This is a genomic window from Bradyrhizobium sp. CCBAU 51627, from assembly GCF_028128765.1.
Classification (GTDB): Bacteria; Pseudomonadota; Alphaproteobacteria; order Rhizobiales; family Xanthobacteraceae; genus Bradyrhizobium.
The window spans coordinates 148,842-174,070 of sequence record NZ_LBJG01000026.1 but is presented as its reverse complement, the minus strand read 5'-3'; the positions used below and the strand labels follow the sequence as shown (position 1 = coordinate 174,070).

The following is a 25,229-nucleotide window of genomic DNA, read 5'->3' as shown; positions in this document are numbered from 1 at the left end:
TGCTGGCCTCCTTCCAGCCAGCATGGTGAATCAGAAAGAAGCTGATTTGGGAATCCCAAATCGATTCAACCTAACCTCATCCCGCTTTAGCTCACGAGATATTTTTTCACCGCCGCCTGATCCCACGCGAGGCCGTTGCCGGGCTCCTCGCCCGGCAGCGCAAAGCCATCCTTGATCTTCAGCCGTGTCGCCAGCACCGCGTCCGCCCAGTCGACATATTCCAGCCAATGCGCGGATGGCGTCACGCAGAGCAGCTGCGCGCTCACTTCCGAGAACAGGTGCGTCGACATCTCGATGCCGGCGGCGTGGGCGAGCGCGGCGGCACGCAGCCAGCCGCTGACGCCGCCGATGCGCTGCACGTCGGGCATGACGTAGTCGCAGGCTTCGGCTGACAGCGCGGCCTGCATCGAGAACGCGCTGTCGAAATTCTCGCCGATCTGGACCGGCGTCCGCAGCGCGTCCGCGATGCGGGCGCAGCCCGAATAATCGTCGTGGCGGATCGGCTCCTCGATCCAGCTCAAGCCTTCGTCGTCGAGCATCTCGCCGCGGCGAATCGCCTCGGTCACGGTCAGCGCCTGGTTGTAGTCGCACATCAGCGTCACCTCGTCGCCGACGGCTTTTCTCACGGCGCGTACGACGGCGAGGTCCTCCCGCGCATCAGGACGGCCGAGGCGGATCTTGGCGGCGTGAAAGCCCTCGGCCAGCAGCTTGTGCGCTTCTTCCACCGCAGCTCCCGCCGGCATGATGCCGAGGCCCTTCGAATTGTAAGCCTTGACCGGCTTCGGCGCACCGCCGACCAGGCGGGCCAGCGGCAGGCCGCGGGCGCGGGCCAGCGCGTCCCAGGCTGCCATATCGATGCCCGATTGCGCCACGCGCTGCAGACCGGCAAGCCCGAGCAACGTGAAGTGCCGGGTCAGCTTGCGCTCGATCTCGAACGGCAGCAGCTCGTCGCCGGCGACGAGATCCGACATTTCCGTGACCATGGCGGTCAGCGGCTTCAGCGCCGACGGCGTGATCGAGAACAGATAGGCGTGGCCCACCGCGCCCTGGTCGGTCTCGCAGTCGATCAGCACCAGCGGCGCCTTGGCCACCGCCCCGGTCGAGGTCTTGAGCGGAAGGTTCATCGGCACGATCACGGGGCGCGCGTTGAAGCGCCGGATGCGGATAGTTTCGGTCATGGCCCTCGGTCCGGATTGTCAATGCTGGTTGATGTCGATCTTAAACATTCGTCATGAAACGAAAAGCCTGGGGCTGCGACCACCATAAAATGGGGTTGCGCGGGCGCGCGTTTATTGGCTCTGTGCAAGGCGCATGTTGTGCCGCAAATCCCCCGAATTCGCGACAAAACGCTCACAACGGAGCCATCAAGTGAAACGACAGATCGCCGAAGAGCAGCGCAAGAGCGGCATCCTGACAGGGGCGGTGATCGCCTTCCTCCTGCTCGCTCTGCCGCTCGCGGTCTGGCTCGACCTCACCGAGCTGAGCAAGACCGCGCTGCGCCGTCAGGCGGCCGACCTGAATTCCGTCATCACCAGCGTGCGCAGCTATTATGCTTCCAACGTGGTCGGGCGCATCCTAGCCAACCCCGGCGGTACGACCAAGGTCGTGCACAATTACGAATCGGTCCCCGGCGCGGTCCCGATCCCGGCAACGCTGTCGCTGGAGCTCGGCCGGGTGATCGGCGCCCAGCAGGAAAACATCACCTACCGCTTCGTCTCGGACTTTCCGTTCCAGAATCGCGCCCCGCACCAGCTCGACAAGTTCGAGAAGGATGCGCTGGCGGCGCTGCGCGCCGATCCCGAGCAGAAGATCGTCGACACCGAGACGTCGCTATTCTCCGACAAGGTGCGCCTGGTCGCGCCTGTCACGATGGGCCCGGCCTGCGTGAGCTGCCACAACAGCCATCCCGAAAGCCCGAAGAGGGACTGGAAGGTCGGCGACGTCAGGGGCATCCAGGAAGTCATCATCGCCCAGCCGATCGCCGCCAACATCTTCTCGTTCAAATTCCTGCTGGCCTATTTCCTGATTGCGGCCGGCAGCGGTCTGTCGTTCCTTTCGCTGCAGCGGCGCCAGGCCAGCCGCATCAAGGGCATGAACAAGGAGCTCGAATCCGCCAACGATTTCCTGGCCTCGCTGTCGATGAAGATCTCGCGCTACATTCCGCCGCAGGTCTACAAGAGCATCTTCTCCGGCCAGAAGGACGTCATCATCCACACCGAGCGCAAGAAGCTCACGATCTTCTTCTCCGACATCCAGAATTTCACCGCGACCACCGAGCGGCTGCAGCCCGAATTGCTGACCCAGCTGCTCAACGAATATTTCACCGAGATGTCGGCGATCGCACATGAATATGGCGGCACCGTCGACAAGTTCATCGGCGACGCCATGCTGATCTTCTTCGGCGACCCCGAGACCAAGGGCGACCGCGCCGATGCGCAGGCCTGCCTGCAGATGGCCTGGCGCATGCAGCAGCGTCTCACCGAGCTCAACGCGAAATGGCGGGCGTCCGGCATCGAGCAGCCGTTCCGCTCGCGCATGGGGATCAATTCCGGCTATTGCAATGTCGGCAATTTCGGCAGCAGCGACCGCATGGACTACACCATCATCGGCGCGGAAGCGAACCTTGCCGCACGGCTGCAATCGATCGCCGAGCCCGGCGGCATCGTGCTGAGCTACGAGACCTTTGCCCTCGTCAGCGACATCGTCCGCGCCCACGCGCTGCCGGCGATCACGATGAAGGGCATCAGCCGTGAGGTCATTCCCTATTCGGTCGATGCGCTCAACGACGCGGCGACGCAGCGGAGCGGGGTGATCACCGAGCGCGCGCCGGGCCTTGAGCTCTATCTCGATCCCGCCGTGGTGAAGTCAGGTGATACGGCAAGAGTACGCTCGCTGCTGGAGAGTGCGCTGGCCGCGCTCAGGCCGGCGTGAGGTTTGCGGATTTGCTTGGCCGCTTTCTGATCGAGAGAGTCCCGGTGTGGGTACCCCTCTCCCTAACCCTCCCCTGGAGGGCCCCCACAAGGGGGGAGGGAACGCGCCCTTGCAAAAGGCGGGCGTGATACGTCCTACCTTGCCGCCCCTTCCGTGAACGCGGTCTCGATCACCTCTCCGAACGGCTGCCACGAGCGGCCGTCGAACTGGACTAGCCGCATCTGCTTGATCGGCAGATAGCTGTCGGGCGAGGTGTTCATCCTGATATTCGGCAGCGCCACGGAGGGGTGATAGTCCCGCAGCGATGCGGCCTGGCGCATGATGTTCTCGCGCGTCAAGTCGTCGCCGCACTGCCTCAGCACCTTGGTCAATGCTTCAGCGGCGGCGTAGCCAAAGAGTGCTGCGCTGTTGTTCGTGCTTTCGACCCGGTGGTACTTGTCCATGAAAGCAAACCAATCCTTCATGGCGGGATCGTTCTTCCAGGAGGGATCGCTCGGATCTTTCAGAAATGCAGCTGAAATCACCCCGGCCGAATTCTCCAGCCCCGCGGGCGCCATCGCATTCGCGATCGAGGCCGAGGCATCGTTGACGATGATGACCGGGTGCCAATTCAGCGACGCCGCGAGCTGGATCACCTTGGACGCCGTCGACGGCACGCCGAGAAAGACGAAGATGTCTGCGCCGGCGCGCTTGAGGATCGAGACGTGTCCTTCCAGATGCTGGTCCGAGATGTCGAAGGCGACGTCGACGAGGACGTGACGGTTCAGGTCGCCGAGGCCTTCCTGGATACCCTTGTAGAGCATGCGGCCGAACTGGTCGTTCTGCCAGAGCACGACGATCTTCTTCCGGGGATAATAGGCCTGGATGTAGTTGGCATAGATGCGCCCCTCCGAGCGGAACGCCGGCTGCCAGCCCATGGTCCAGGGAAACGCCCTGGCTTGGCTCAGCTCCTCGTCGCCGGAGGCGACGAACAGCTGCGGGATCTTCTTTTCGTTCAAGTACCGGCGTGTGGCCAGATTGCCCGGAGTGCCGAACGATCCGAACATCAGATCAACGTCCTCCTTCTCCACGAGATCTCGGGTCAGGTCCAGCGCGGTTGCGGGATCTGAATTGTCGTCGCGGGTGATGAAGCGGACCTTGCGGCCGTTGATGCCGCCGCGATCATTGACCATGTCAAAATAGGCGGCTTCCGCCTTGCCGATCGCGCCGAATTCGGACAGCGGCCCCGAATAAGGCACGATGTTGCCGATGCGGATTTCCTTGTCGGAATCGGGTTGATCCGAACGTTGTTGCGACATCGCCCCGAGCGAGGCGAGCGCCGCGATCAAAGCGAACAGCAGTCTGCCGGTGACGCGCATGCTCGGCACCCAATCGTTGGCCCCCAACGAGATCGGCTCAGTCAGCACCAAGGCGAGTTGCCCTACGCCAGGGGTTTGGCGATCCTGTGGCTGGGTAACAGCCGCGCATGACTGGCAGAGGGAAATGGCAGGCGTGTTGACGGGCCTTGAGAGATCCCCGCGATGCGTTGCGACCTCCCCCTCTCGTCCGCCGTGGGGGCGGGCCGGGGAGAAGGCCCAGCAAATGGTGCGAATAGTTGGCGTGCGTTTCGCAGCCCTATGGCAGCCCCCGCGCCTCCAGCTGATGCACCAGGAGCAGCGTCGGCTCCGCGAGGCTGTCGCCGGAGCCGTCGAGGCCGAAGGCAGCCGCGATGCCGTCGTGGCTGCGCAGGATCGTGGTGCGCGGGCAGTGGCCGGAGCCGCAGAGCGTCTTCTTCAGGGTCTCGCCCTGCGCGATCAGGTTCGCCGAATCGTTGGCGGCCCAGGCCAGCACGATTGGCTCGTCGACATTGAGGATGCCGGGGAACACCGACCGCTTGTCATAGAGACTGGCGTCGGTGCCGAAATAAGCCTTCTCGCTGTCACTGGCGTTCTTGCCGGCGCGATAGATGCCGGACACCAGCACCACCGCGGCGACATCGGCGCGGTCGGCCTGGAGCTCCGGATGCGCCAGCAGGCTCGCGACGTGGAAGGCGCCGGCGCGGTAGCCGACCGCGACGATTTCGCGGGCATCGCCGTTGAACAGATCGATATTGCCGTGGACCCACGACAGTGCCGCCGCGACGTCGGTCGCCCCCATCGGCCAGGTCGCTGCCGGCGCCAGCCGATAGTTCACGCGCACCCCGATCATGCCGTTGCGCGCGGCAAAGCACATTGCTGCGTCCTGGATGTCGCGGGACAGCTCCGGCGTCCCGCGGTCGCCCGTAAACGTATCGCCCGTCACGAACAGCAGCACCGGCCGCGGCGTGTCCGCCTTGGTGGCCTCGCTGGTCGCGACGTCGAGCACGTTGGCCTCGCTGTCGCCATAGCGTAGGCCCCGCGAGAAGGTGACCTGCTCGCACAGCCGTGCGACGCCGCCGGCCGTGGTGTCGCTATCGATAAGGCCTGTCAGGACAAGATCGGACGGCGCGATTGGCCGCACCGGCAGCAGGCCATGTGCCGAGGCCGCCGTCATGGTCAGAACAAGGAAGAATGCGAGAGAATTCTTTATCATGAGGTGCCGACCTTGCGCGCTCCATCCTGGAGCGCCGGTTTGGTCTGTCTTTTCATTCGCCTTATGAGTTCGTGTTGTTGGTTTATCTTGCGGCGATTTCACGGCACCGTGGCTTGGTCCGCATTCCTGCACATCTGAACGCAATGTACGGGCCATGCAGCGAATGCGCCGGAGGGCCGTTTTGGCCCGGCGTGTCAGGCCGTTGCCGCCTGCGGCCGCGCCGTGGGGCGGGGCGGCCGTTCTACTGTGCATGGGGTTGTTTTCGCAATTTCGTGGTGGTCAGGCCTGCTTCATCGTCCGGAAGGTGATGGAGTAGCGGCGCGCCCCGACCGGCGGGATGCTGTGCTCCCATTGCGAGCGCGCCTCGCCCTCCATCATGTAGAGCGAGCGCGGCAGCGCCTCGAGCGTGTGGCGCTCCCATTCGTCGCCGCTGCGACGGCGGAAGCGGAATTTGCATGGCGAGCCCAACGACAGGCCGAGGATTTCCTTGAAGTGCGGCTTGTCGCGATGCCAGCCGATGCCGACACCGACGTCGTACTCGGTGCACAGCACTTGCCGCACGCTGCCCTCGGCCAGCTCCGCCCATGCCTCGGCCCGAAGCGCAACCGGCCGCACCCAGTCCGGGATCGGCTCGGCCTCGGTCAGCCGCTGCTGCGAATAATCGTATTGGTAGCCGAACCACGCCACCCGGCGGTTGCCCTCGAACGCGCCGAACTGAAAGCGCTGGAGCGGCAATGCTGCGATGCGGCCGATCAGCTCTTGTTCGGTGGCGGCGTCGATAAAGTTGTCGGCATAGCGCAGGCCCGCCGGGCCTGCCCGCGGTTCGCTGAACAAGCCAAGCTGCGTCATTCCTCGCATTTCCGTGATGGAACCTCAGAGCGTCTGGTGCGACTTATCTATGACGCGGGAAGTAATGTGCGAGGCTGTCATGGCAGGGAAGCATTCCGCCGATCCGGTCGAGATCATGCGGGCGACCGGTCATCCTGAGCTGGAATATGCCGCCGGCTGGACCATCGCGGGTCTGGTCACCATCGGCACCATCGTCGCCGCCTGGGTGTTTGCGATCTAGGCGACCGGAAACTGAAGCTCGAAGGCTGCGCCGGCCTCGGTCGGTTTGAGTCTGATCGAGCCCCATGGCTTGCCTCACCGCGCGCGCGATCGCGAGGCATCTCGGAGTGCGTGGCGGCCGAACGCTTATGGCGTGACTGCTCCGCGGCTCACGGCTCGCGGCGCCGTCAATTCCTTCCACGTCGAATTCGCCACGTGCACCGGCGAGAATGCCGGCCGCTCGACGTAGCGTCCGTCGCCCGCCTCGGCGCGCAGATCGCCATCCTTCCACACAATGCGCCCGCGCGAGATCGTCGCAGCAGGTCCGCCGGTGCAGGCAAAGCCTTCGAACACATTGTAGTCGATCCGGCTCATCTGCCGCTTCGCGCTGATGGTTTTCGTCGCCTTGGGATCCCACATCACGAGATCGGCATCCGAACCGACCGCGACTGCGCCCTTGCGTGGATAGATGTTGAGGATGCGGGCGATGTTCGCCGAGGTGACCGCGACGAACTCTTCCTTGGTCAGCCGCCCCGTCGTGACGCCGGCTGTCCACAGCAGCGCCAGGCGATCTTCCAGGCCACCGGTGCCGTTCGGAATCTTTCGGAAGTCGCCGAGGCCAAAGCGCTTCTGCTCGGTGGTGAAAGCGCAATGATCGGTCGCGACTACTTGCAGCGAGCCGGCCTGCAGGCCGGCCCAGAGGCTGTCCTGATGCGATTTGTCGCGGAACGGCGGCGACATCACGCGCTGGGCGGAATGATCCCAATCCTTGTTCTGGTATTCGCGCTCATCGAGCAACAGATGCTGGATCAGCGGCTCGCCATAGACGCGCTTACCTGCGGCGCGCGCCCGCGCGATCGCTTCATGCGCTTCGCGGCAGCTGGTGTGCACGATATAAACAGGCGTGCCAGTCATGTCGGCGATCATGATGGCCCGGTTGGTGGCTTCGCCCTCGACTTCCGGCGGCCGTGAATAGGCGTGGCCCTCGGGGCCGGTGACGCCACGCGCGATCAGCGCCTCCTGCATCAGCGCGACGACATCGCCGTTCTCTGCGTGCACCACAGGCATCGCGCCGAGATGGGCGCAACGCGCGAAGGAGTTGTAGAGCTCGTCATCGTTCACCATCAGCGCGCCCTTGTAGGCCATGAAATGCTTGAAGGTGTTGATGCCGTAGGTTTTGACCACGGTCTCCATCTCGTCATAGATCTGCTTCGACCACGACGTCACCGCCATGTGGAAGCCATAGTCGGCGGCTGCCTTCTCGGATTTGTGCCGCCACTGCTGATAGGCCGCGAGCATCGACTGGCCGGGATCGGGCAGGCAGAAATCCACCACCATGGTGGTGCCGCCGGTCAGCGCCGCCTTGGTGCCGGATTCGAAATCGTCGGCGGTGACGGTGCCCATGAACGGCATTTCGAGGTGGGTGTGCGGATCGATGCCGCCCGGAATGACGTAGGCGCCGCCGGCATCGACGATCTCCGCGCCTGTCGGCGCCGCGATCGATGCGCCGATCGCAACGATGCTGCCTCCCTCGATCAGCACGTCCGCACGGCGCGAATGGTCATGATTGACGACAGTGCCGCCGCGGATGAGGAGGGACATGGGAACTCCGAAGGGGAGGGGGCCAGAACGCGGCGAGGCTAAGCGCGCCGCTTGCGATGCGACAGACGAAATTTTAGTCAATCGCCGCTCGGCTGTTGCGCCGTGCGCGACCGCGGCCTGACCTCGTATTGCGCCTGCGAAATGCAACCGAGCCATGACGGATCGCACGTATCCGCGCCCTTGCGCGCCCGCACCGGCCGGAGCACTCTGCGTTCGCGGCGCAAAGAACGTCGCCAATAAAGACGCCCTACAAAGTCTTGGCGAGGAAGCATCCATGGCGGTGACGCGGATCGACTGCGACATCCACCCGGCCGTTGGCGGCACGCGTACGACGCTGCTGCCCTATCTCAGCGATCACTGGAAAGAGCAGGTGGTGAGTCGCGCCATCGATGGCCTCGATCTGACCTCCTATCCGCCAAGCATGCCCCTCACTGGCCGCGCCGACTGGCGGCCGGCCAATGGCGCCAAGCCGGGCTCCGACCTTGCCATGGTGCAGGAGGGCGCGTTCGACCAGCTCGGCGCCAGCCACGCCATCCTCAACGTGCTTTATGGTGCCCAGGCGGTGTTCGATCCCTACATGGCTGCGGATTTCTGCAAGGCCATCAACGACTGGATCGCCGCCGAGTGGCTGTCGCGTGATCCACGCCTGCGCGCCTCCATCGTGGTGCCGATGCAGGCGCGGGACCTCGCCGTCGAGGAGATCGAGCGCCGCGCCGTCGATAATAGATTTGTCTCCATCCTGGTGCTGGCGCAGGGCGAGACGCTGCTGGGGCGCCGGCATTTCTGGCCGGTCTATCAGCTCGCGGAGAAACATAAGCTGCCGCTCGCGATCCATGCCGGCTCGCAATATCGCCAGGCGCCGAGCTCGGCGGGCTGGCCGTCACACCGCTACGAATATTACTTCGTCGAAGCGCAGGCGTTTCAGGCGCAAATCCTTAGCCTGATCTACGAGGGCGTGTTCGGCAAGTTTCCGAACCTGAAGGTCGTGCTGATGGAATCAGGCGTGAGCTGGCTGCCGGCCTTCATGTGGCGTGCCAACAAGACCTGGCGCGGCGTCCGCGTCGAGGTGCCCTGGGTCGAGCGCGAGCCCGCATCGATCATCCGCGACAATTTCCGCGTCACCATGCAGCCGTTCGATGCGCCTGGCGATGCCAAAAGCGTCGAGGAGATCATCGACCAGATCGGCTCCGAAAAAATGTTCCTGTTCGCGTCCGACTATCCGCATTGGCAGTTCGATGGCGACGATCCGATCCCGCCCCATCTGCCGAAGAGCATCATCGAAAAAATGTGCGTCGACAATCCGCTGGAGACGTTTGCGCGATTGTCGCTGCATTGATTGGAGATTCGCATGAGTGAAGTCATCGACCGTCCGCTGCGTGACGACGAGAAGCCCGCCGCATCAAAGCTGCGCATCGTCGATTGCGACGTGCATCCGAGTCTGCGATCGACCGATGATCTCAAGGAATTCCTGCCAAGGCGCTGGCAACAGCATCTGAAGGAATATGGCAGCCATCTGCGCACGCCCTATCTCTTTACCACACCCTATCCGCGCTCCTCGCCGCTGATCGCGCGGCGTGATGCCTGGCCGCCGACCGGCGGGCCGCCCGGCTCAGATCTCGCCTTCATGCAGAAGCAGCATCTCGATCCGCTCGATGTCGAGTTCGGGATTTTGCAGGTGCTCGATCTCTTCATCTTCTCGCAGCAGAACCTTGAATTCGGCGCCGCGATCCAGCGCGCCATCAACGACTGGCAGCTGGCGTTCTGGTCGCATCGCGATCCCCGTCTGAAAGCCTCGATCCTGGTCGGGCAGGACGGCGTGGACCTTGCCATCGCCGAGATCGAGCGCTGTGCGAAAATCGGCGAATACATCCAGATCAACGTCTCGCCGCGCGCCAACGAGCCGCTCGGCCGCCGCCGCTACTGGCCGATCTACGAACGCGCGCAGGCGCTCGACCTGCCGCTCGGCATCCATGTTGGCGGCTATGGCGGACATCCGCCGACCGGCGGCGGCTGGCCGTCCTATTATGTCGAGGAGCATCAATCCAACGCGCATACGATCGCGGCGCAGCTTGCCAGCCTCGTCATCGAGGGCGTGCCGGAGCGCTTCCCGAAACTGAAGATCGTCTTCATCGAAGGCGGCTTCGGCTGGATCCCCTCGGCGGTGTGGCGCATGGACCAGCATTTCGAGCGCTTCCGCAGCGAGGTGCCGCATCTCAAGCGCAAGCCGTCGGACTATGTCCGCGAGCATTTCTGGTTCACCACCCAGCCGATCGACGAGCCGGACGAGGCGCGGCATCTGCGCGCGCTGATCGAATGGGTCGGCATCGATCGTCTCCTGTTCTCGTCGGACTACCCGCACTGGGATTTTGACGATCCGCGCTTCGCCTTCAAGACGCCGCTCACCGAAGCCGAGCGCAAGAAGATATTCAGCACCAATGCCCGCGCGGTCTACAAGTTCTGAGTCCCATGGCCCGTCACATCGTCGCCTCGACTTCGGAGATCCCGCCCGGCGGCAACAAGGTCGTCGATGTGGCCGGCCGCGACATTGTCGTGTTTCATATCAATGGCGAGTACTTCGCGCTGTTGAACCGCTGCCCGCATGAGGGCGCGCCGCTGGAGAAGGCCGCCTGCGTGGCACGGCTGACCTCGCCGGAGCCGGGCGTCTACGAGCGCTCGCGCGTCGGCGAGATGCTGCGCTGCCCCTGGCATGGCTGGGAGTTCGACATGCGCAATGGCCAATCCTGGTTTGATCCGAAACGGTTCAAGATCCGGTCCTATCCGGTTGCGGTTGAGCGCGGTGGCGAATTGCAGAAGGGGCCGTATGTCGCTGAGACATTTCCGGTACACGTCGAAGACTCCTATGTGATTGTCGAGGTCTGATCGGGCATTGCCGATTGAGATTCGAACGCAAGTGCGATAAGGCTCTCGCGCTTTCAGAGGCGGAGACGAACTTTGTCGAAACAATCCCTGCGTGAAGAGGCCGAGCGCCTGATCCGGGAATCGATGGAAAAGAAGACCATCGTCGTGAAGCAGGGCACCACCCGCATCGAGGCCGTCTGCGGCAAATGCGGCGCGCCAAACCGGGTCCAGGCGGAAAAAGGCCAGAGCCGCGTCAAGTTCGCCTGCAAGAATTGCGGGCACAAGCAGGAGACGCTATAGGCTCGCGCCTACTCTCCCTTCACGAATCTCGCGAACGCGTCCGCGTAGTCCGGATGCCAGCGCGACAGCGGCGGACGGTTCTCGACGATGTCGCCGGCCGCCCACAGCATGCGCTTCTCGTCGAGCGCGCGCGGCACGTCGTTATCAGGGCAGAGGATGTAGAAGTCGCCGGCTTCAAGCCGCGCCAGCATGAAATCCACCGTTTGCTCCGGCGTCCAGGCGCCCGCCGGCTTTTCGGTGCGGCCCTTCGCTGTAAGGCCCGTGAACACGAAGCCCGGGATCAAGAGATGCGCGGTGATGTGGCAGTCTTTCGTATTGCGCAGCTCGTGCTGGAGCGCTTCCGTAAACGCCTTCACGCCGGCCTTGGAGACGTTGTAGGCGGGATCGCCGGGTGGGGTGGTGATGCCTTGCTTGGAGCCGGTGTTGATGATCAGGCCGGCCTTGCCGCGCGCGATCATGCTGGGTGCGAAGACGCGCGCGCCGTTGATGATGCCCCACATGTTGACGCCGATGATGCGCTGCCAATTGTCGGGCTCGCCGAACAACGTGCTGCCCGGCTGGATGCCGGCATTGTTCATCAGCAGGTCGGTGCCGCCGAAATGCGCGCCGACGGCATGTTCCAGCTCCATCACACTTTCGATCCGGCTGACGTCGGCCGGAGATGTCATCACATTCGCCGGGCCTGCAATCGATGACAGTTCTGTTGCGGCCTCCGCCAGCCTGGTCTCGTCGACGTCGACGATGCACACCTTCATCCCGGCGTGCGCAAACGCGGTTGCCGCGGCAAGGCCGATGCCCGATGCGCCCCCGGTGACCACGGCGACATTGCCTTTGGCGATGACAGGATGCGACATGGCTGTTCTCCGGAACTTGCTCTTGTTGGAGCCATAACATGGCGTTCGCGCGACGCCGCACAAGTCGGCATGGCAGGGCTTCGTTCCAATCCGACTTTACGCTTTTCCGGCGTCGCTGTATTCTGTTCGAATTAACGATCCCGCCCAGATCGAGCCCAATCAAATCATTAACCTAGGGAGTGCAGACATGGCTGTGTCGCAGGCTATTCCGATCACGCGCCATCCGTTCGCCAACGGGTCCTACAAGCAGATGCTGATCGACGGGAAGTGGGTCGATGCCGCTTCCGGCAAGCGCTTCGAGTCCCACAATCCCGCGACCGGCGAGCTGCTCGCGACCGTTGCCGAGGGCGACAAGGAAGACATCGATCGCGCCGTTGCCGCTGCCCGCCGCGCCTTTGAAGGTCCGTGGAGCAAGGTCAAGCCGTTCGAGCGGCAGAACCTGCTCTTGAGGCTCGCCGACCTCGTCGAGAAGAATTTCGATGAATTGTCCCAGCTCGATACGCTCGACATGGGCGCGCCGCTTAGCCGCACCCGCGCCTATCGCCTGCGCGCCGTCGGCATGCTGCGCTACTACGCCGGGCAGACCACCGCGATCCACGGCGAGACCATCGAGAACTCGCTGCCTGGCGAAATCTTCTCCTACACGCTGAAAGAGCCGATCGGCGTCGTCGGGGCCATCATTCCCTGGAACGGTCCGCTCACCGCAACGATCTGGAAGATCGGCCCGGCCATCGCGACCGGCTGCACCGTGGTGCTCAAACCGGCCGAAGAGGCGCCGCTGACCTCACTGCGGATCGCCGAGCTGGCGATGGAAGCCGGCATCCCGCCCGGTGTCGTCAATGTCGTGCCCGGGTATGGCGAGACCGCGGGCGCCGCGCTGGCCTCGCATCCTGACGTCGACAAGGTCGCCTTCACCGGCTCGCATGTCACGGGGCAGTCGATTATCCGTGCCTCGGCGGGTAACCTCAAGCGCGTCTCGCTCGAGCTCGGCGGCAAGTCGCCGGACATCGTGTTCGCGGACGCTGATCTCGATGCCGCCGTGCCGGGCGCGGCGATGGCGGTGTTCGCCAATTCCGGCCAGATCTGCAGCGCCGGCACACGCCTGTTCGTCGAGCAGGCGATCTACGACGAATTCGTCGGCAGGGTCGCCGAGTTCGGCAAGAAGCTGCAGGTCGGCAACGGCCTCGATCCGAATGTGCAGATCGGCCCGCTGGTCTCCGAGCAGCAGCTCGCCCGCGTCACCGGCTATCTCGACATCGGCCAGAAGGAAGGTGCGCGCGCGCTCGCCGGCGGCGGCCGCGTCACCGAGGGCGCGCTGTCTAAAGGCTTCTTCGTCTCGCCGACGGTGTTTGCGGGTGTCCAGGACAACATGCGCATCGCGCAGGAGGAGATCTTCGGTCCCGTCATCTCCGCCATCGCGTTCAAGGACATGGACGAGCTGGTCAAGCGGGCCAACAACACCACGTTCGGCCTCGGCTCGGGCCTGTGGACACGTGACGTCACCAAGGCCCACGCGGTTGCAAAGCGCTTGCGCGCCGGCTCGGTGTGGGTCAATTGCTACCAGGCCATGGACCCGGCCGTGCCGTTCGGCGGCTACAAGATGAGCGGCTATGGCCGCGAGTCCGGCAAGCAGCATGTCGAGGAATATCTCAACGTGAAGGCCGTCTGGATCAAGACGGCGTAAGGCCCGTTCTCTCGCTGCATTCCACGGGAGAGAATATCTGCTTTTGCGGGGCGGCACCTTTTCCGGGTGCCGCCCCTCGCTATATGCTTCCCATCCTTCCATCATCATTCGGGGCCCACATGAAATTTCCGGCGTTGTTTAGACCGTTGCAGGTCGGTCCGTACAAGCTCGCGCATCGTGTCGCGATGGCGCCGCTGACGCGCATGCGCGCCGAGCGCGACAGCTTCGCCCCGCGTCCGCTCAATGCCGAATATTACGGCCAGCGCGCGACCAAAGGTGGCCTGATCATCGCCGAAGCTTCGCCTGTGCTCTCGCAGGGCCGCGGCAACCCGGCAACGCCCGGCATCTATTCGGAGGCGCAGATTTCCGGCTGGCGCAAGGTGGTGGATGCCGTGCACGCCAAGGGCGGCATCATCTTCCTTCAGCTCTGGCATGTCGGCCGTGTCTCGCATTCCTCCTTCCACGGCGGTGCACTGCCGGTCTCGGCGTCGGCGATCCCGATCCGGTCAGAAGGCATGAAGGCGATGACGGCGGACGGCAAGCTCGCCGACTACGAGACCCCGCGCGCGCTGGAGACCGATGAGGTCAAGGGCATTGTCGAAGCCTTCAGGCAGGCCGCGAAGAACGCGCTCGCCGCCGGTTTCGACGGCGTCGAGATCCACGGCGCCAACGGCTATCTGCTCGAGCAATTCCTGCAGTCGCGCAGCAACCAGCGGACCGATCAATATGGCGGCTCGATCGAGAACCGCACGCGCCTGCTGCTCGAAGTGACCCAGGCCGCAATCGACGTCTGGGGTGCGAACCGTGTCGGCGTGCGGCTATCGCCACACGGCATCGCCAATGATTCCGCCGAGCCCGATCCGATGCCGCTCTACACCCACGTGGTGAAAGCGCTCGACAAGTTCGGTCTTGCCTATTTGCACTTGATCGAACCGCGCTCCAGCGGCGCCGGCCGTGCCGATGTCCACTGGGAGAACGTGCCGTCCGCCATGGTGCTGTTCCGCCCGCACTACAGCGGCGTGCTGATGACCGCCGGCGGGTTTACCGGTGAGACTGCCAACGCCGCGATCGCCGAGGGCCACGCCGACATCGTCGCCTTCGGCCGTATCTTCATCTCCAACCCGGATCTGCCGCGGCGCCTCGAGCACGGCTACCCGATCACGCCGTACAACCGCGCGACGTTCTATGGCGGCGAGGAGAAAGGGTATACGGATTATCCTGGTTATGACGAGCTGACGCCGGCCTGAGCATTCTCCTCCGTCATTCCGGGCTCGATGCTTCGCATCGCTCCGCGGAACAAGGCTGGATTGCTTCGCTGCGCTCGCTATGACGACGGAGAGAGACGATGGCTAAAGCCGCAGTCGCCGCAGGAATCGCAACTGGCCAGTGCCTCTGCGGCAAGGTTTCCTTCGAGATCGACGTTCCTGCGCGCTGGGCCTGGCACGACCACTCGGCCGCCAGCCGCCGTGCCCATGGCGCGGCCTATGCGACCTATGTCGGCAGCTGGAAGAAGCGCTTCCGAATCACATCGGGCAAGACCGCGCTGACCCGCTACGAGGACAAGGCGACCAAGACCGCGCGCAGCTTCTGTTCGCATTGCGGTACGCCGATCACCTATGAACGACCGCGCGGCCCGCATATGGTCAACATCCCGCGTGCCCTTTTCAAGGAGCGAACCGGTCGCCAGCCGCTCTATCACATCGCGATCGAGGAGCTGCAGGAATGGGCCTATACCGGCGCGCCGCTGGTGCCGCTGAAGGGCTTTCCCGGCGTGGTCTGGCAGCGTTCGAAAAAGAAGAGGCGCGCTGGCGGCGAGGACCCGTTCGAGCTCGGGCGCGAGGAGATGTAGTTTCGTTGCGGGCGCTGCTCTCATGCCCCGGACGCGGTGCAGCACGAAGTGATGCGCCGCTGAGCCGGGGCCCATCAACGGCGGTGTCGATGCACGATAGGTCCCGGCTCTGCGGCGCAACGTTGCACGTTGCGCCGCGTCCGGGACACGAGACCACCGCGCGCAAGGCAGCCATGACCGCGCTTCCTTGCGCACCTTACAAGACTTCGGCCATCATGTTTCCGTCCTTGCGGCAACGTCCGCTCCTGGAGGAAACATGAAGAACAAGATCACCGGCCGCTCCGCCTTTCTCGCGCTGCTCAAGGACGAGGGCATCACGCATCTGTTCGGCAACCCCGGGACCACCGAGCTGCCGATCATGCATGCTCTGAAGGACCACCCTGATCTGACCTATGTGATGGCGATGCAGGAGAGCCTGGTGGTCGCGATCGCCGACGGCTACAGCCGAGCCTCCGGAAAGCTCGTCGCCTGCAACGTCCATGTGGCGCCCGGCCTCGGCAACGCGATGGGCTCGCTCTACAACGCCCAGTTCACGGGCACGCCCATGATCCTCACCGCCGGCCAGCAGGAGCAGGGCCACGGTTTGATGGAGCCGGTGCTCTATGGCCCCCTGGTGCGCATGGCCGAGCCGCTGGTGAAATGGGCGGTCGAGGTGACGCGGCTGGAGGATTTGCCGCGCATCGTCCGTCGCGCCGCCAAGGTCGCGATGACGCCGCCGACCGGCCCGGTGTTCATCTCGCTGCCGGGCGACATCCTCAACAGCGAAGCCGGCATCGATCTCGGCCGCTCGACCCGCATCGATGCGCGCGCAAGGCCATCCGATGAGGCGCTCAGGGCGCTCGCCGCGCGCCTGCTCAAGGCCGAACGTCCCGTGATCGTCACCATGGACGAGGTGGTCAAGAGCGACGCGCTGAAGGAGGCCGCCGAGCTCGCCGAGTTGCTTGGCGCTGCCGCCTACCAGTCCTCGACGCCCTATGGCGCACACTTCCTCTCGGAGAGCCCGAGTTTCGTCGGCACACTGGCACGCGTGCAGAAAGTCGCGCGCGACACGCTCGCGCCTTACGACCTCCTGATTGCGCTGGGCGGCGATCCTCTGCGAATGTCGGTCCATAGCGAGGTCGATGCGCTGCCGGACGGACTCGGCATCGTGCAGGTCGGCCTGGTCGATTGGGAGATCGCCAAGAACTACGGGGCCGAGATCGCGCTGAAGGCGGATGTGAAGGAGACGCTGCGCGCACTGATCCCGGTGCTGAAGGAGATGGGCGGAGCAACACTCGCAAGCCGCGCCAAGCAGCGGCTCGCCGAGCTCGCGGCGAGGAACTGGACTGCGCGGCGCGCCGCTCTGGTCGAGCAGATCGGCAGGAGCGCCGGCCGCTCGCCGATCGATCCGGATTTTCTGGTGCTGCAGATGGTCGAGGCGATGCCTGAAAACGCCATCCTCGTCGACGAGGGCCTCACCTCCAGCCGCCAGATTTCGGCGCTGCGTCCGCATCGCGACCGCTACGGCTATCACGGCCTCGCGTCCGGCGGCATCGGCTGGGGCCTGCCGGCCTCGGTCGGCGCCAGCATCGCCAATCCGGATCGTCCCGTCGTCTGCTTCTCGGGCGACGGCAGCGCGATGTATTCGATCCAGTCGTTGTGGACCGCTGCGCATCACAAGCTGCCGCTCAACGTCGTCATCGCCAACAACGGCGGCTACCGCATCATCAAACAACGGCTGCTCGCGTTCCATGGCGACGACAATTATGTCGGCATGGATTTTGTCGATCCGCCAGTTGATTTTGCTGGCGTCGCCAAGGCGCTGGGATGTGAAGCGATCAAGATCAGCGATTCGCGCGAACTGAACGCGACCCTGGCGTCGGCATTCAATCGGCCGGGGACGAAGCTGATCGAGGTGATGGTGGACGAAAAGGTGTAGGGCATATCGCCACCGGCGTCATTGCGAGGAGCACTTGCGACGAAGCAATCCAGGCTGTCTCCGCGGAGAGATTCTGGATTGCTTCGCTTCGCTCGCAATGACGGGGAGGGAGCTTACCCTTTCTTCCCTACCCGATGTCCTGCCGCCGGGTGCGGCGCATCCAACCGCGCACGCCCATTGCCGAACAATTTCTCCCGTAGCGTGCCTTTCGCATATTCGCTCTTGTACCGCCCGCGCCTGGTCAGCTCCGGCACCAGCATGTCGGCGATGTCCTCGAAATCGCCGGGTGAAATCGCAAACGCGACATTGAGGCCGTCGACGTCGGTCTTCTCGAACCAATCCTCGATCTTGTCGGCGACGCTCTCAGGCGTGCCGACCACGACCGGGCCGGCGCCGCCGATACCGACATGCTCGATGACGTCGCGCACGGTCCAGACGCGGTCGGGATCGCCGCGGGTGACGTTGTCGAGTGCGCTGCGGCCGGCATCGTTCTGGACGTGGCGGACCTGTTGGTCGAGCTCGTAGCCGGAGAAATCGATGCCGGTCCATCCGGACATCAGCGCCAGCGCGCCTTCCGGATTGATATGCGAGCGGTAATCGGCGTATTTCGCCGCGGCTTCAGCCTCGGTGTTACCGAGGATGATCGTCATCATGTTGAACATCAGGATCTCGGCCGGGTTGCGGCCGAGCGCGGCAGCTTCCTGGCGGATAGCGGAGACGCGCGGCGCGATGATCTTGGCCGATGGCCCCGACATGAAGACGCATTCGGCATGCTTGGCCGCGAATAGCCGGCCACGCGGCGAGGTGCCGGCTTGATAAAGCACGGGCGTGCGCTGCGGCGACGGTTCGCTGAGATGGATGGTGTTGTTGATGCGGTAGTTCGCGCTCTCATGATTGATGCGATGAACCTTGCTGGGATCGGTGAAGATGCCGCGCTTGCGATCGCGTAGCACCGCGTCGTCCTCCCAGCTGCCTTCCCAGAGCTTGTAGACGACTTCCATATATTCGTCGGCGATGTCGTAGCGGTCGTCGTGCCCGGTCTGCTTGTCCTTGCCGGCGCCGCGCGCGGCGCTGTCGAGATAACCGGTGACGACGTTCCAGCCGATCCGTCCCTCGGTGAGATGGTCGAGCGTCGACATCCGCCGCGCGAACGGGTAGGGCGGCTCGAAGGAGAGATTGCTGGTGACGCCGAAGCCCAAATTTTCCGTCACCGCCGCCATCGCCGAGAGCAGCAGTAGCGGCTCGTTGGACGGCGTCTGTGCTGCATTGCGCAAGGCTGCGTCAGGGCTGTTGCCATAGACGTCGTAAACGCCGAGCACGTCGGCCAGGAACAGCCCGTCGAAACGGCCGCGCTCGAGCGTCTTGGCGAGATCGATCCAGTACGGCAGGCGGTTATATTCGGCGGTGCGGTCGCGCGGGTGGGTCCACAAGCCCGGTGACTGGTGTGCGACGCAATTCATCGCAAAGGCGTTAAGCCTGATCTGTTTGGCCATGCTGGTCCCCTGGCGCCCTGTACTGAGCGCTCTTCGAATGCTAGACGTGTGCCCCAATTTGGCGAAGTTCTTGCATATGTCTGGATATTGGCAAGGCCAAAATCAGCAGCGCTGTTGCCTTGGCAAGCAATCTCAAGAGAGCAAGAACCAAATCGCAAGAACTATCCAAGTCCCCGCCACTTTCGATCGCCAGTGTAGCCCGCTAGGGTCACCCGCCTCGAAACCTTGAAAACGAAAGCAATGACCAGAGCCGACGCCATCGCCCGCGCCCGGGACGACTTCAAATCCGGCGCCTTCCTCGCCGAGCTCGACCGCCGCGTCGCCTACAGGACCGAGAGCCAGAATCCGTCACGCGGACCCGAGCTGCGGGCCTATCTGGAACAGGAGATGATGCCCTCCTTTTCTGCGCTCGACTTCACGAGCCGGCTTGTCGAATCCCCCAGCGGCAAGGCGCCGTTCCTGTTCGCAGAGCATCTCGAGAGCGACTCGGCTCCAACCGTCTTGATCTACGGCCATGGCGACGTCGTCGACGGCATGGATGGCGAGTGGCGCGATGGCCGCGATCCCTGGCGCACGACGACGGCGGGTCTTCGCCTCTATGGTCGCGGCACCGCCGACAACAAGGGCCAGCACAGCATCAACATGGCTGCGCTCCGGGCGGTGCGCGAGGCCCGCGGCGGCAAGCTCGGCTTCAACGCCAAGTTCATCGTCGAGATGGGCGAGGAGATCGGCTCGCCTGATCTGGGCAAGGTCTGCGACCTCAATCGCGACGCCCTCAAAGCGGACCTGTTCATGGCCTCCGACGGGCCGCGGCTGTCCGCGGAACGGCCGACGCTGTTCCTGGGCTGCCGCGGCGGCATCCGCATTCATCTCGACGTAAACTTGCGCGATGGCGGCCACCATTCCGGCAATTGGGGCGGCGTGCTCGCCAACCCCGCGACCATCCTGGTCAATGCGATTTCCACGCTGGTCGACGGGCACGGCCGGCTTCAGCTCGACGCGCTGAAGCCGCCGCGGCTCACCAACCAGATTCGCAGCTATCTCGCCGACGTGGAGGTGGTCCCGACCGCGGACGAGCCGGCGCTCGCCGAGAACTGGGGCGAGGACGGCCTGTCGGCGGCCGAGCGGCTCTATGCCTGGAATACGCTGGAAGTTTTGGCGATGTCGTCCGGCAATGTCGAAAAGCCCGCCAACGCCATTCCCGGCCACGCCAACGCCGTGCTGCAACTGCGTTTCGTGGTCGGCACCAAGGTCGACGGCCTGGTCGACGTGATCAGGACCCATCTGGTTGCGAAGGGCTTTTCAATGGTCGAGGTGCGGGCAACCCAGAGCTTTGCCGCCTCGCGCACCGATTTCGACAGCCCCTGGATCAAATGGGCGGCCGATTCAGTGCGGGCGACCACCGGCAAGGCGCCGGCCGTGCTGCCAAATTTCGGCGGCTCGCTGCCTAATGACGTGTTTTCCGAGATTCTCGGCCTGCCGACGATCTGGGTCCCGCACTCCTATCCCGGCTGCTCACAGCATGCGCCCAACGAGCACATTCTGCTGCCCTTGACTGAAGAGGCCTTGATGGTCATGGCGGGGCTGTTCTGGGATCTGGGGGAATTACCGAAGCCACTGACCTCGGCCCGTTAACCTGGGCCGCCATCCAGCCGAAAGTCACATTCTAATCCGGGCCGATTTGTGCTTGCATCCGGCCGCATCATCCTGAAAGGGGGACTAAAAGTGAAACATTTCCGTCACATCGGGCTCGCGCTCGCCGCGACCTTCGTTGTCAGCCAGGCTGGGGCCGCGGAGCTGACCGGCACGCTGAAGAACATCAAGGACACCGGCGCCATCACCCTGGGATTCCGCGACTCCTCGATCCCGTTCTCCTATCTCGACGATAACCAGAAGCCCGTCGGGTTCGCGATGGACATCTGCTACAAGATCGTCGACGCCGTGAAGAAGGAGCTCAAGCTCGACAAGCTCGAGGTGAAGCTCAATCCCGTCACCTCCGCGACCCGTATCCCGCTGATGGCCAACGGGACCATCGATCTCGAATGCGGCTCGACCACCAACAACGCCGAGCGCCAGAAGCAGGTGTGGTTCACCAACACCCACTTCCTGACCGCCAGCCGCTACGTCTTCAAAAAGTCGAGCGGGCTGAAGTCGATCGACGACCTCAAGGGCAAGACGGTGGTCTCCACCGCCGGCACCACCAACATCAAGCAGCTGACCGAAGCCAACGTCGAGAAGAAGCTCGGCGCCAACATCATCCCGGCCAAGGACCACGCCGAAGCCTTTCTGATGGTTGAGACCGATCGCGCTGTTGCCTTCGTGATGGATGACATCCTGCTCGCCAGCCTCGTTGCCGGCTCAAAGAATCCGTCCGATTACGTCATCTCCAAGGATGCGTTCTCCAAGCCCGAGCCCTACGGCATCATGCTGCGCAAGGACGACGTCGCGTTCAAGAAGGTGGTCGATGCCGCGACGGCCGCGCTCTACACCTCCGGAGAAGGCCAGAAGCTTTACGACAAGTGGTTTATGAGCAAGATCCCGCCCAAGGGCCTCAATCTCAACACGCCGATCTCGGCTGAGCTGAAGCACGAGTTCGCCAAGCCTTCGGACTCGCCGAACCCGGACGACTACAAGTAGGATAAAACCTCGATCTTTCGATCGGGATCATGTCCGGCCACTCTTGACACCAGAGTGGCCGGACATTTGCATAGGCGGCGGAACATCTCTGACTGGCGCGTTCGCGCGGGGGACACGTGAACTACCATTGGAACTGGGGAATCTTTTTCCAGCCGAACCCGATGGGGACCGGCACCTATCTCGACCTGTTGCTGTCGGGACTGGCGCTGACCCTCGAAACCGGAGTGCTGGCCTGGATCATCGCTCTGATCACCGGCTCGGTCGTCGGCGTGATGCGCACGTTGCCGTCGAAAGGCGCCAACTGGTTCGGCTTCGCCTACGTCGAATTTTTCCGCAACATGCCGCTCTTGGTGCAGCTGTTCCTGTGGTTCTTCGTGCTGCCGGAACTGCTGCCGAAATCTGCTGGCCTGTGGCTGAAGCAATTGCCGAATGCGCCGTTCTGGACCGCTGCGATCGGCATCGGCCTGTTCATGTCGGCCCGCGTTGCCGTGCAATTGCAGGCGGGAATTTCGTCGCTGCCCAGGGGGCAGAGAATGGCGGCGACCGCGCTCGGGCTGACGACGGTGCAGGGCTATCGCTACGTGCTGCTGCCGATGGCGTTCCGCATCATCCTGCCGCCGCTGACCTCCGAGTTCCTCAACACCATCAAGAACACCGCGGTCGCCATCACCATCGGCCTGCTCGAGCTGACCGGAGAGGCGCGCTCGATGCAGGAATTCTCGTTCCAGGTGTTCGAGGCTTTCACCGCCGCAACGCTGCTCTATCTCCTCGTCAACGCCGTCGTCGTGACCGCGATGCGCTTCCTCGAGCGCTATGTCGCGATCCCCGGCTACATCACGGGGAAATAGCGCCATGTTCAGCAATTTCGATTTCGACGTCATCATCCGCGCGCTGCCCTATCTGTTCTACGAGGGCATGAGCTTCACGGTGATGCTGACGGCGCTGTCCGCCCTCGGCGGCCTGGTCTTCGGCACGGCGATCGCCTTGATGCGTCTTTCGGGCTTCAGGGTGCTCGGACAGATTGCCGGCCTCTATGTCGACTTCATGCGCTCGCTGCCGCTGGTGCTGGTGATCTTCTGGTTCTACTTCCTGGTGCCCTATATCGGACAGTGGCTGACCGGGGCCTCGCGGCCGATCAGCGTCGGCGCGTTCGCGTCCTCGCTCATCACCTTCATCATGTTCGAGGCGGCCTACTTCTCCGAGATCATGCGCGCCGGCATCCAGTCGATCTCGCGGGGCCAGCCGGCCGCCGCCAGCGCGCTCGGCCTGACCTACGCGCAAACCATGCGTTACGTCGTGCTGCCGCAAGCCTTCCGCAATATGCTGCCCGTGCTGATCACGCAAACCATCGTGCTGTTCCAGGACACCTCGCTGGTCTACGTGCTGTCGATTACGGACTTCCTCGGTGCCGCCAGCAAGGTCGCGCAGCGCGACGGCCGCCTGGTCGAGATGTATCTGTTTGCGGCCGTCGTCTACTTCACCATTTCCTGTATCGCGTCCTACGGCGTCCGCCGCCTCCAGACGCGCATCGCCATCATCCGCTAGGGCAAGTTCGGCCATGATCGAAATCAGCCACGTCAACAAATGGTACAGCCCGAGCTTTCAGGTGCTGACCGACTGCACCACCAGCGTCACCAAGGGTGAGGTCGTCGTGGTCTGCGGACCCTCGGGCTCGGGCAAGTCGACCTTGATCAAATGCGTCAACGCGCTGGAGCCGTTCCAGAGCGGGGACATCTCGGTCGACGGCACCAAGGTCAATGATCCCAAGACCAATCTGCCGAAGCTGCGCTCGCGCGTCGGCATGGTGTTCCAGCACTTCGAGCTGTTCCCGCATTTGAAGATCATCGACAATCTCTGTCTCTCGCAGGAGAAGGTGCTCGGCCGCTCGCACGACAAGGCGCAGACCAAGGGCATGCAGCTGCTGGAGCGCGTCGGGTTGAAGGAGCAGGCGCAGAAATTCCCCGCGCAGCTCTCCGGCGGCCAGCAGCAGCGCGTTGCGATCGCCCGGGCGCTCGCGATGGATCCGATCGTGATGCTGTTCGACGAGCCGACCTCGGCGCTCGATCCTGAGATGGTCAGTGAAGTGCTCGACGTCATGGTGGACCTTGCCCGCGAAGGCATGACCATGATGGTCGTGACTCACGAAATGGGCTTCGCCCGCAAGGTCGCCAACCGCGTCATCTTCATGGACCGCGGCGAGATCGTCGAGGATGCCCCGAAGGACGATTTCTTCGGCAAGCCCCGTAGCGACCGCGCGCAGAAGTTTTTGTCGAAGATTCTGTCGCATTAATTCCCGCTGCCGTCATCCCGGGGCGCGCGGAGCGCGAACCGGGGATCCATGGGGCGGCAATGTGCGAGGTGAAGTGGATTCTGGGCTCGTCGCTTCGCGCCGGCCCGGAATGACGAAACGAGGGGTGATCGTTCCCCCTCACTGGCGTATAACCGCGCCAAATCCCCCCATTCCTCTCCAGGAGACCTGCCTTGGACCCGATCGCCTATGTCAACGGCTCATTCGTCCCGCTCTCGGACGCGAAAATCTCGGTGCTCGACCGCGGTTTCCTGTTCGCCGACGGCATCTATGAGGTCTCGGCCGTGCTCGACGGCAAGCTGGTCGACAACGCCTCGCATCTGGCGCGGCTGGAGCGTTCGGTCGGCGAGATCAAGCTGAAGCTGCCCGAGACGGTCGAGCGCATCACTGAACTGCAGAAAGAGCTGATCGCCCGCAACAAGCTCGCGAACGGCCTCGTCTACCTCCAGGTCACGCGCGGTGCCGACAAGGGCCGCGACTTTCCGTTCCCCAAGGCTGAGATCAAGCCGAGCCTCGTGATGTTCACCTCGGAGAAGGACATCATCAACGCGGCAGCGGCCAAGACCGGCATCAACGTCATTACGGTGCCCGATATCCGCTGGGAGCGCCGCGACATCAAGAGCGTGGCGCTGCTGGCGCAGGTGCTGGCCAAGCAGGCCGCAGCCGAGGCCGGCGCCGGCGAGGCCTGGATGCTGGAAGACGGCTTTGTCACCGAAGGCGGCTCGTCGTCGGCCTTCATCCTCACACAGGACGACGTCATCGTCACCCGCAAGAACTCCAACGCGATCCTGCCGGGCTGCACCCGCAAGGCCGTTGTCGCGCTCGCCGAAGAGCGCCAGCTTCGTGTCGAGGAGCGTTCCTTCACTGTGGCCGAGGCGCTGGCGGCGAAGGAAGCCTTCATCACGTCAGCCTCGTCTTTCGTACAGCCGGTGGTCGCGATCGATGGCAAGACCATCGGCGATGGCAAGCCCGGCCCGATGGCGACGCGCCTGCGTGAGATCTATGTGGAGTTCGCGAAGGCGACGGCGGTTTAGGCCGCTGCCACCGCTGTCATCGCCCGCGACCGGGCGATCCATTATTCCAGAGCCGGTGGTGATTGAATCGATAGGCCGCGGCGTACTGGATGCCCCGGTCAAGCCGGGGCATGACAGTCGAGAATGTGGAGACGGCGTTGCGCACATCACGCCGGCGCTGCCC

At 63.8% G+C, this 25,229-nt stretch carries 23 protein-coding genes; 16 read left to right on the top strand and 7 right to left on the bottom strand.

What is annotated here, in order from left to right:
- Positions 1–86 precede the first annotated feature (86 nt).
- Positions 87–1,178 carry an enolase C-terminal domain-like protein gene (locus tag XH88_RS23345; protein ID WP_271670634.1) on the bottom strand — a complete coding sequence of 364 codons (1,092 nt, stop codon included), beginning with the start codon at positions 1,176–1,178 and terminating at the stop codon, positions 87–89.
- Between the two features lie 190 nt (positions 1,179–1,368).
- Here XH88_RS23345 and XH88_RS23340 point away from each other — a divergent pair, with 190 nt between their 5' ends.
- Positions 1,369–2,931, top strand: coding sequence for an adenylate/guanylate cyclase domain-containing protein (locus XH88_RS23340; RefSeq protein WP_271670633.1), 1,563 nt, complete (start codon positions 1,369–1,371; stop codon positions 2,929–2,931).
- Positions 2,932–3,065: 134 nt separating this feature from the next.
- Here XH88_RS23340 and XH88_RS23335 read toward each other — a convergent pair whose 3' ends face one another.
- The 3 genes from XH88_RS23335 to XH88_RS23325 form a co-directional block, all read right to left on the bottom strand.
- Positions 3,066–4,289, bottom strand: a complete 1,224-nt coding sequence (locus XH88_RS23335) for an ABC transporter substrate-binding protein (protein ID WP_271670640.1) — start codon at positions 4,287–4,289, stop codon at positions 3,066–3,068.
- 256 nt (positions 4,290–4,545) lie between these two features.
- Positions 4,546–5,478 (bottom strand): alpha/beta hydrolase, encoded by a 933-nt coding sequence (locus XH88_RS23330; protein WP_333909264.1) that lies wholly within the window; start codon positions 5,476–5,478, stop codon positions 4,546–4,548.
- 282 nt (positions 5,479–5,760) lie between these two features.
- Positions 5,761–6,330, bottom strand: a complete 570-nt coding sequence (locus XH88_RS23325) for an alpha-ketoglutarate-dependent dioxygenase AlkB (protein ID WP_271670631.1) — start codon at positions 6,328–6,330, stop codon at positions 5,761–5,763.
- A 79-nt stretch (positions 6,331–6,409) separates the two neighbouring features.
- Between XH88_RS23325 and XH88_RS23320 the strand changes: the two genes are divergently transcribed.
- Positions 6,410–6,550 (top strand): hypothetical protein, encoded by a 141-nt coding sequence (locus tag XH88_RS23320; RefSeq protein WP_271670630.1) that lies wholly within the window; start codon positions 6,410–6,412, stop codon positions 6,548–6,550.
- A gap of 125 nt (positions 6,551–6,675) precedes the next feature.
- On the opposite strand, the gene hydA is transcribed toward XH88_RS23320, so the two are convergent.
- Positions 6,676–8,130 carry a dihydropyrimidinase gene (gene hydA, locus XH88_RS23315; protein WP_271670629.1) on the bottom strand — a complete coding sequence of 485 codons (1,455 nt, stop codon included), beginning with the start codon at positions 8,128–8,130 and terminating at the stop codon, positions 6,676–6,678.
- A gap of 274 nt (positions 8,131–8,404) precedes the next feature.
- Here hydA and XH88_RS23310 point away from each other — a divergent pair, with 274 nt between their 5' ends.
- From XH88_RS23310 to XH88_RS23295, 4 genes are all read left to right on the top strand, one after another.
- Positions 8,405–9,466 (top strand): amidohydrolase family protein, encoded by a 1,062-nt coding sequence (locus tag XH88_RS23310; protein ID WP_271670628.1) that lies wholly within the window; start codon positions 8,405–8,407, stop codon positions 9,464–9,466.
- A gap of 12 nt (positions 9,467–9,478) precedes the next feature.
- The gene (locus XH88_RS23305) at positions 9,479–10,591 is read left to right on the top strand and encodes an amidohydrolase family protein (protein WP_271670627.1); all 1,113 of its coding nucleotides are present in this window, start codon (positions 9,479–9,481) and stop codon (positions 10,589–10,591) included.
- A gap of 5 nt (positions 10,592–10,596) precedes the next feature.
- Positions 10,597–11,010 carry a Rieske (2Fe-2S) protein gene (locus XH88_RS23300; RefSeq protein WP_271670626.1) on the top strand — a complete coding sequence of 138 codons (414 nt, stop codon included), beginning with the start codon at positions 10,597–10,599 and terminating at the stop codon, positions 11,008–11,010.
- A gap of 72 nt (positions 11,011–11,082) precedes the next feature.
- A complete protein-coding gene (locus XH88_RS23295) occupies positions 11,083–11,289 on the top strand; it encodes a hypothetical protein (protein ID WP_027562959.1) in 207 nt (68 codons plus the stop codon).
- Between the two features lie 8 nt (positions 11,290–11,297).
- Here XH88_RS23295 and XH88_RS23290 read toward each other — a convergent pair whose 3' ends face one another.
- The gene (locus tag XH88_RS23290) at positions 11,298–12,143 is read right to left on the bottom strand and encodes an SDR family NAD(P)-dependent oxidoreductase (protein ID WP_271670625.1); all 846 of its coding nucleotides are present in this window, start codon (positions 12,141–12,143) and stop codon (positions 11,298–11,300) included.
- Between the two features lie 187 nt (positions 12,144–12,330).
- Between XH88_RS23290 and XH88_RS23285 the strand changes: the two genes are divergently transcribed.
- The 4 genes from XH88_RS23285 to XH88_RS23270 all read left to right on the top strand — a co-directional run bounded on the left by XH88_RS23285 (position 12,331) and on the right by XH88_RS23270 (position 17,594).
- Complete coding sequence (locus XH88_RS23285) at positions 12,331–13,827, top strand: aldehyde dehydrogenase family protein (protein ID WP_271670624.1); 1,497 nt, start codon at positions 12,331–12,333, stop codon at positions 13,825–13,827.
- Positions 13,828–13,946: 119 nt separating this feature from the next.
- Positions 13,947–15,074, top strand: coding sequence for an alkene reductase (locus XH88_RS23280; RefSeq protein WP_271670623.1), 1,128 nt, complete (start codon positions 13,947–13,949; stop codon positions 15,072–15,074).
- Between the two features lie 98 nt (positions 15,075–15,172).
- Entirely contained in the window at positions 15,173–15,676 is a 504-nt protein-coding gene (locus XH88_RS23275; RefSeq protein WP_271670622.1) for a GFA family protein, read from the top strand.
- Positions 15,677–15,932: 256 nt separating this feature from the next.
- Positions 15,933–17,594 carry a thiamine pyrophosphate-binding protein gene (locus XH88_RS23270; protein ID WP_271670621.1) on the top strand — a complete coding sequence of 554 codons (1,662 nt, stop codon included), beginning with the start codon at positions 15,933–15,935 and terminating at the stop codon, positions 17,592–17,594.
- 113 nt (positions 17,595–17,707) lie between these two features.
- Here XH88_RS23270 and XH88_RS23265 read toward each other — a convergent pair whose 3' ends face one another.
- Complete coding sequence (locus XH88_RS23265; RefSeq protein WP_271670620.1) at positions 17,708–19,087, bottom strand: LLM class flavin-dependent oxidoreductase; 1,380 nt, start codon at positions 19,085–19,087, stop codon at positions 17,708–17,710.
- A gap of 240 nt (positions 19,088–19,327) precedes the next feature.
- Here XH88_RS23265 and XH88_RS23260 point away from each other — a divergent pair, with 240 nt between their 5' ends.
- The 6 genes from XH88_RS23260 (at position 19,328) to XH88_RS23235 (ending at position 25,066) form a co-directional block, all read left to right on the top strand.
- The gene (locus XH88_RS23260) at positions 19,328–20,722 is read left to right on the top strand and encodes a M20 family metallopeptidase (protein ID WP_271670619.1); all 1,395 of its coding nucleotides are present in this window, start codon (positions 19,328–19,330) and stop codon (positions 20,720–20,722) included.
- A 90-nt stretch (positions 20,723–20,812) separates the two neighbouring features.
- Positions 20,813–21,724 (top strand): amino acid ABC transporter substrate-binding protein, encoded by a 912-nt coding sequence (locus XH88_RS23255; protein WP_271670618.1) that lies wholly within the window; start codon positions 20,813–20,815, stop codon positions 21,722–21,724.
- Positions 21,725–21,840: 116 nt separating this feature from the next.
- Positions 21,841–22,572 (top strand): amino acid ABC transporter permease, encoded by a 732-nt coding sequence (locus XH88_RS23250; protein WP_209960586.1) that lies wholly within the window; start codon positions 21,841–21,843, stop codon positions 22,570–22,572.
- Between the two features lie 4 nt (positions 22,573–22,576).
- Positions 22,577–23,269 carry an amino acid ABC transporter permease gene (locus XH88_RS23245; protein ID WP_271670617.1) on the top strand — a complete coding sequence of 231 codons (693 nt, stop codon included), beginning with the start codon at positions 22,577–22,579 and terminating at the stop codon, positions 23,267–23,269.
- A gap of 13 nt (positions 23,270–23,282) precedes the next feature.
- Positions 23,283–24,014, top strand: coding sequence for an amino acid ABC transporter ATP-binding protein (locus XH88_RS23240; protein ID WP_271670616.1), 732 nt, complete (start codon positions 23,283–23,285; stop codon positions 24,012–24,014).
- Positions 24,015–24,205: 191 nt separating this feature from the next.
- Positions 24,206–25,066, top strand: coding sequence for a D-amino-acid transaminase (locus XH88_RS23235; protein WP_271670615.1), 861 nt, complete (start codon positions 24,206–24,208; stop codon positions 25,064–25,066).
- Positions 25,067–25,229 lie beyond the last annotated feature (163 nt).

Excerpts from the sequence above, each read along its gene's own strand:
- XH88_RS23245 (WP_271670617.1), top strand. The coding sequence starts at position 22,577 with ATGTTCAGCAATTTCGATTTCGACGTCATCATCCGCGCGCTGCCCTAT.
- XH88_RS23265 (WP_271670620.1), bottom strand. The coding sequence starts at position 19,087 with ATGGCCAAACAGATCAGGCTTAACGCCTTTGCGATGAATTGCGTCGCA.
- XH88_RS23345 (WP_271670634.1), bottom strand. The coding sequence starts at position 1,178 with ATGACCGAAACTATCCGCATCCGGCGCTTCAACGCGCGCCCCGTGATC.
- XH88_RS23300 (WP_271670626.1), top strand. The coding sequence starts at position 10,597 with ATGGCCCGTCACATCGTCGCCTCGACTTCGGAGATCCCGCCCGGCGGC.
- XH88_RS23290 (WP_271670625.1), bottom strand. The coding sequence starts at position 12,143 with ATGTCGCATCCTGTCATCGCCAAAGGCAATGTCGCCGTGGTCACCGGG.
- XH88_RS23260 (WP_271670619.1), top strand. The coding sequence starts at position 19,328 with ATGACCAGAGCCGACGCCATCGCCCGCGCCCGGGACGACTTCAAATCC.
- XH88_RS23320 (WP_271670630.1), top strand. The coding sequence starts at position 6,410 with ATGGCAGGGAAGCATTCCGCCGATCCGGTCGAGATCATGCGGGCGACC.
- XH88_RS23305 (WP_271670627.1), top strand. The coding sequence starts at position 9,479 with ATGAGTGAAGTCATCGACCGTCCGCTGCGTGACGACGAGAAGCCCGCC.
- XH88_RS23285 (WP_271670624.1), top strand. The coding sequence starts at position 12,331 with ATGGCTGTGTCGCAGGCTATTCCGATCACGCGCCATCCGTTCGCCAAC.
- XH88_RS23280 (WP_271670623.1), top strand. The coding sequence starts at position 13,947 with ATGAAATTTCCGGCGTTGTTTAGACCGTTGCAGGTCGGTCCGTACAAG.
- hydA (WP_271670629.1), bottom strand. The coding sequence starts at position 8,130 with ATGTCCCTCCTCATCCGCGGCGGCACTGTCGTCAATCATGACCATTCG.
- XH88_RS23270 (WP_271670621.1), top strand. The coding sequence starts at position 15,933 with ATGAAGAACAAGATCACCGGCCGCTCCGCCTTTCTCGCGCTGCTCAAG.
- XH88_RS23275 (WP_271670622.1), top strand. The coding sequence starts at position 15,173 with ATGGCTAAAGCCGCAGTCGCCGCAGGAATCGCAACTGGCCAGTGCCTC.
- XH88_RS23240 (WP_271670616.1), top strand. The coding sequence starts at position 23,283 with ATGATCGAAATCAGCCACGTCAACAAATGGTACAGCCCGAGCTTTCAG.
- XH88_RS23310 (WP_271670628.1), top strand. The coding sequence starts at position 8,405 with ATGGCGGTGACGCGGATCGACTGCGACATCCACCCGGCCGTTGGCGGC.
- XH88_RS23335 (WP_271670640.1), bottom strand. The coding sequence starts at position 4,289 with ATGCGCGTCACCGGCAGACTGCTGTTCGCTTTGATCGCGGCGCTCGCC.
- XH88_RS23325 (WP_271670631.1), bottom strand. The coding sequence starts at position 6,330 with ATGACGCAGCTTGGCTTGTTCAGCGAACCGCGGGCAGGCCCGGCGGGC.